This is a genomic window from Rhizobium hidalgonense (assembly GCF_002914525.1).
Classification (GTDB): Bacteria; Pseudomonadota; Alphaproteobacteria; order Rhizobiales; family Rhizobiaceae; genus Rhizobium; species Rhizobium hidalgonense.
The window spans coordinates 1-4,797 of sequence record NZ_LODW01000122.1 but is presented as its reverse complement, the minus strand read 5'-3'; the positions used below and the strand labels follow the sequence as shown (position 1 = coordinate 4,797).

The following is a 4,797-nucleotide window of genomic DNA, read 5'->3' as shown; positions in this document are numbered from 1 at the left end:
CCTGGCGATGAGCCGAAGGCCCTTTCCGAATGCGACGTCAAATCGAACATCAAGTCCATTCCGGGCGTGGCATGTGCCCAATAGGACCACGCTTTCGAAGGAAAAAAACGTGTCAAATATTGTATGTGAACGTGACACGGACTGCAGGCGAAAGTCTTTGCGCGCACCGTCGTCGATTTTCGTTCCGAACACAAATAGCGGGGCGCAGTTGCCTTGGTATACTATCTACCCAACAATACAGGAGTTTTCTCCAGAAATCGGCGCCCACACTTATGAGCAATGGCTGAGAAGCCAGGGAACTGATGACGCTGTCTCGCTCTATCTCCACATTCCATTCTGCCGCTCGATGTGCTGGTATTGTGGTTTTCCGACTAGCATCACTCGTCGGGACACTTTGATAACCGATTATCTAGCAATGCTGCGCGAGGAAATCCGCCTGGTCGCCGAGCAAGTGCCGCAGGCACTCTCCGTGGGTGACGTGCACTTTGGCGGCGGATCCCCGACCATTATGCCATCGGCAGACTTCCTGTCGCTAATGGAACTCCTGCGCGGCCGTTTTGCGCTTGAGCGAGGTGCAACCATTGCCGTTGAGGTCGACCCGCGCACGTTCACCACCGATATGGCCGAAGCCCTAGAAAGAACCGGTGTGAATCGCGCAAGCGTCGGTGTGCAGAGCTTCGATCCCGTCGTACAAAAAGCGATCAACCGGATTCAGAGCGAGGCGCAAGTGATGACCGCCGTCGAAAACCTCCGCCTGTATGGGGTCAGGCGTATCAATTTCGACTTGATGTTCGGTTTGCCGAACCAAACCGTCCAGTCCTGTCTCGAGAGCGCTATGTTAGCTATTGCGATGCGTCCCGACCGCCTCGCGGTTTTCGGTTATTCCCACGTTCCATCTTTTCGAAAAAATCAGCGCTTGATTGACACAGCAGCACTGCCCGATATAGCCGCGCGAGCTGAGCAGGCCTCAGCCATGGCCGATACGTTAGTTGCAGCAGGCTATCTGCAAATTGGTCTCGACCATTTTGCTTTGCCGGATGACGAGCTTGCAATAGCACAGAGAGCTGGTCGTCTGCGCCGAAATTCGCTTGGTTACTCTGCCGAAACCTGCTCAACTGTCATCGGTTTGGGCGCGTCCGCCATTGGTCGTTGCGGCGACGGTTACGTTCAAAACGATCTCACGCAAAGCTGTTATAACCGGCACATAGCATCCGGCCGCTTGGCGATCTCAAGGGGCTACCGTTTAGCTACCGAGGATCGCGTAAGAGCTGCAATCATCGAACAGCTCATGTGCTACTTGGAGGCGGACATATCAGCAATCTGTACGGCTCAGGGATTTGATCAGACCCATCTAGTGAGTTCAGCTAAGCAGCTAGAGATTCTGGCTGAGGATGGGATCGTTGAGTTTGACAACGGTTTAGTCAGTGTGCGGCACGAACGTCGCTCTGCCCTTCGCCATGTCGCTGCCGCGTTCGATGCTTATCTTGGCCGCCAGCCGATCTAGACTGGCAAACGGAGGACCTTGGAGTGATCACTTAATCGAGCTCGAGTTCGTCGAGATGTTAGGCAGGAGGCAAGCCCCCAATTGCTCGATTTTAAATCGATCGCTGAATTCGCAGTCCATGGCATGTGTCGGTCTCGATCGCGTCACAGTTCAGCTCTCGCCACTGGCAAAGAAATCCGCCGTCAAATATCGTGAAAGGTCTGGCGCAGCACGGCTTCACCGGCTCGGTTGCGCGCGCCAACTTGAAGCAGGCGACACCTTCGTTCAAAACGGACCAGACGCCCGGACAGTTCAGCTTGACGCCACCAATGCGGCTTCGATTGCGCAGGCGGCGGAGACGCGCATCCAGGAAACCTGCGGCAGGCTCGATGTTCACGGTGGCGATCGAGCGCGGTTAAATGCCTAGAACATGGCCTAAACACTCTTGTCGTTGATCTCGACGAAATGGGACCGTGTTCGGACCCCAATTATTTGTCCTTGCCGTACACAGGTGATGCTGCCGTTGGCTCCACTACATGCCCAGGGCGACAGGTTGTTGCACTGCGACAGGTCACCGTTCAAACCGCTCCAGCATTGTTCTCAACTGCGCGTTTTGCAGCCTTAGCTTTCTGGCTAGCTGCCTCCTGAGCACCCTGATGTCTTCGTCGAGGCTCATCTGGTCCGCAGTGTGAACTGCCGGGGCAGCGTTTGCAATCGCGGCTGATGCCTTCTTACGCGGGGCGACCTCGAGAGTTCGCTCGAGCCTCGTAGCATCGTGCCCAGCGGCGATGTCGGTACTAAGCCCGCCGAATGGAGGTGGATCGGCCGCCTCAACGTTTTTGGCATCTTGGCCTTCGACCTGATCGTGGCCACCGATTCCGACTTCCTTAGAAACAACAAACTCGGTGGAAATTGCAGGAGAATGGCCGTGACGGGGAGGCCCCTCGCTTGCCGGTCGAACGGCGCTTATCAGGCTCTTCTCGGCAGGCGTTTCGGTCGGACCGGCAATGGCCAATGTGTCCGGCGTAACCTTCTGGTCCGAGCCGTTTTCTCGCTTTTGTTCGCGACCCGGTGAGATCAGTCGGGCAAGAAGTTTCCAGGGAGACGCCATCTATCCGACCTCGCGTTTTATCCCGCAAGCAGGCAGTGAGTTTGGGGTCCGGCAACAGCATTACCGTTGCCGAATTGTTTGTCTCGATAAGAATGTAGATCCGGTCGCTTATTGACCGGCTGCTTATATCAATCGAGCTTGAGCCGTTTGCGCAGATCTTCATTTTCAGCGCGAAGTTTTCCAGCAAGAAGCTTGCGCAGCCGCTGATTTTCCTCTTCCAACTGCAAAAGGTCTGCCATTTCATCGCTCGCCGTCATCGGGGCAGCCGGCGCTGCCTGCACAGCCTTTGGAGCACGGCGCACAGGTGCGCGTTTGGCGCTCGCCGTGGCTTCGATAGCCTTTGTCTTGCGCCCTCTCCTCTTCACACCACCGTCCCCGGCCAGCGCAGCTGCCGGCTCTGCCGTAGCGTCAGCTAACGCGGTCTCGAGTGCCGCGACTTTTTTGGCGCGCGGTTTGCGCTGTTTCTTCGGCGCATTAGGCGTTTCGACAACGGTCTGTCCATCGACCTTGGTTGTCGTATTAGTCTCGTCGGCCATGCTCATCTCCTGTGTATCTGATGCAGTTGTCGACGGCCCGAGAGGCGCTGTCAACAACTGCTCGGCCTGATCTTGTTCCGGCAAAGACATTTCGCTGTCGGGTTTGCCACTCTGAGAGCTACCTGACAGAAAAGGCAATGCCTCTTCCTCTAGATCGCGCGCGACTGACTTTAGATCCACATTGCCCCAGATCGAGTTCGATCTGGCATCAAGTTTTCGCCTGCCGTTCTTGTACTCGACGGCAAAACTGCGTTGCACTTTTTTCAATATAAGAGGCCTTGGAGAATCCACGGGGTGGCTGATGTTATGCTGGAACAGCACGAATAGCGCCTACCGGACTACCAGTCTATACCCACGGTCTAGCCTGAGGCCAATTTTTTAGCGCCGCATTATTTTTTGGAGTTACCGCGGCCTCTGCCGATTTATCGTCCCGGTCCCTAAAGTGGTGAAGGAGCCGCGCACCAACCCAGGCTTCTCCTTCGTCGGCTGGCGCTTCAAAGACCAGATGCTGCGCACTTACGCCGGGGAAAATGTTGAAGCGCTTGGCCCACGTTTCGCGGCACTCGCAGCGGCGGTGCTGACCAAGACCGAACGCAGTTTCCTTGCAGCTAGCGCCGCCATTAGGCTCATTGATGTGCCGAGACGAACATGCGGCTTGGCTTTGTCGGCTGAAACAAGAGTAGCGAAGGAGTGTTGCTTTTATGACAAGACACGAGGAGTTTGTCGGTCGAATGTCACAGGCGGATCTGCCTTGCACACGGCCGCCATAGAGAGAAGGATGGGGTCGCCGCTCGCTTCACTGCTGAGTCACGCCATCGTTTTCGTGAATGCATTCCATCCAAACAATCGATTTTACTGATCGAAACGGTTGCCATTAGAAGACGCTGAAGAAGCGTTTTGTAAAAGCCGTAATTCGGAGTTCTTAAAATGGGTCCTCGGGTGCCGTGGAGACTGTGCTGGGAAAACGAGATGAGGCAGTCGGTCTGCTGCCTGGTCTCGATCGTTATCTTGCGCTCGACGTGATCGGGTAGAATCTTGGTCGTTGCTTCTCGACGTTTCAGTGGGCTCTCACGGGACGCACTTTTGCCCCGGTCGATGCCGCCTCCTATTCGTCTTCACCGCGCGCTGGTCATCTTTCTACTGCTTCCCCTTCTAGCGTTTGTTGCAGATCGGTTCTCACGCCGTGGGCGCCGTTCGACGTGATTATCAATGGCGGCCCCACCGCGTGGGAGCTGAGTTCGGTACTGGCGCATATGCGAATGACGGAGGCCGGCGGCGGAATTCTGTGTGCTATGCCTCGGAGCCAACGCAGGCGCACTCGCCGCTGCAAGGATACGGTCTGCGACCTTTGCAGCGACCACCAAACGTCGTTGTGGCTGTCGGGCGGAAAGATGAAGGACTGGGTAATGTGGATACGTTACGCGGCGTTACTGCCGCAAATGCTTCGGTCTGGGGCTCTGTTAGCGCCGATTGTCGGCAATCTCACCGATCCGGTCACGATCTGATTTCGGCTTCGACCCGTGAGCTCTAGCTGCACTGTCAAGCGCCACCCTATGAAACTGCGAAAGCCGGTGGCCAGACCAGAGCGACCTACCTTTCGAAACGAACTGGAGAGCAACATGCTGTGTCTAGGGCTCAGTGGCGGTCTAAGCAGAGTCTACGAAAAT

At 56.0% G+C, this 4,797-nt stretch carries 5 protein-coding genes; 2 read left to right on the top strand and 3 right to left on the bottom strand.

Going from position 1 to position 4,797, the window contains the following annotated elements; genetic code table 11:
* The first annotated feature begins 157 nt into the window (after nt 1–157).
* Nucleotides 158–1,504, top strand: a complete 1,347-nt coding sequence (gene hemN / locus ATY29_RS33380) for an oxygen-independent coproporphyrinogen III oxidase (RefSeq protein ID WP_080712026.1) — start codon at nt 158–160, stop codon at nt 1,502–1,504.
* Nucleotides 1,505–1,595: 91 nt separating this feature from the next.
* On the opposite strand, the gene ATY29_RS36605 is transcribed toward hemN, so the two are convergent.
* The 3 genes from ATY29_RS36605 to ATY29_RS33365 all read right to left on the bottom strand — a co-directional run bounded on the left by ATY29_RS36605 (nt 1,596) and on the right by ATY29_RS33365 (nt 3,397).
* The gene (locus ATY29_RS36605; RefSeq protein ID WP_010065539.1) at nt 1,596–1,880 is read right to left on the bottom strand and encodes a hypothetical protein; all 285 of its coding nucleotides are present in this window, start codon (nt 1,878–1,880) and stop codon (nt 1,596–1,598) included.
* 174 nt (nt 1,881–2,054) lie between these two features.
* Nucleotides 2,055–2,594: a hypothetical protein gene (locus tag ATY29_RS33370; protein WP_004679185.1), complete on the bottom strand. Its 540-nt coding sequence runs from the start codon at nt 2,592–2,594 to the stop codon at nt 2,055–2,057.
* Between the two features lie 128 nt (nt 2,595–2,722).
* Nucleotides 2,723–3,397, bottom strand: coding sequence for an MreC domain-containing protein (locus tag ATY29_RS33365; RefSeq protein ID WP_029875595.1), 675 nt, complete (start codon nt 3,395–3,397; stop codon nt 2,723–2,725).
* Between the two features lie 175 nt (nt 3,398–3,572).
* Here ATY29_RS33365 and ATY29_RS33360 point away from each other — a divergent pair, with 175 nt between their 5' ends.
* Nucleotides 3,573–3,989, top strand: a complete 417-nt coding sequence (locus tag ATY29_RS33360; protein ID WP_011053452.1) for a hypothetical protein — start codon at nt 3,573–3,575, stop codon at nt 3,987–3,989.
* Nucleotides 3,990–4,797 lie beyond the last annotated feature (808 nt).

Excerpts from the sequence above, each read along its gene's own strand:
- ATY29_RS33370 (WP_004679185.1), bottom strand. The coding sequence starts at position 2,594 with ATGGCGTCTCCCTGGAAACTTCTTGCCCGACTGATCTCACCGGGTCGC.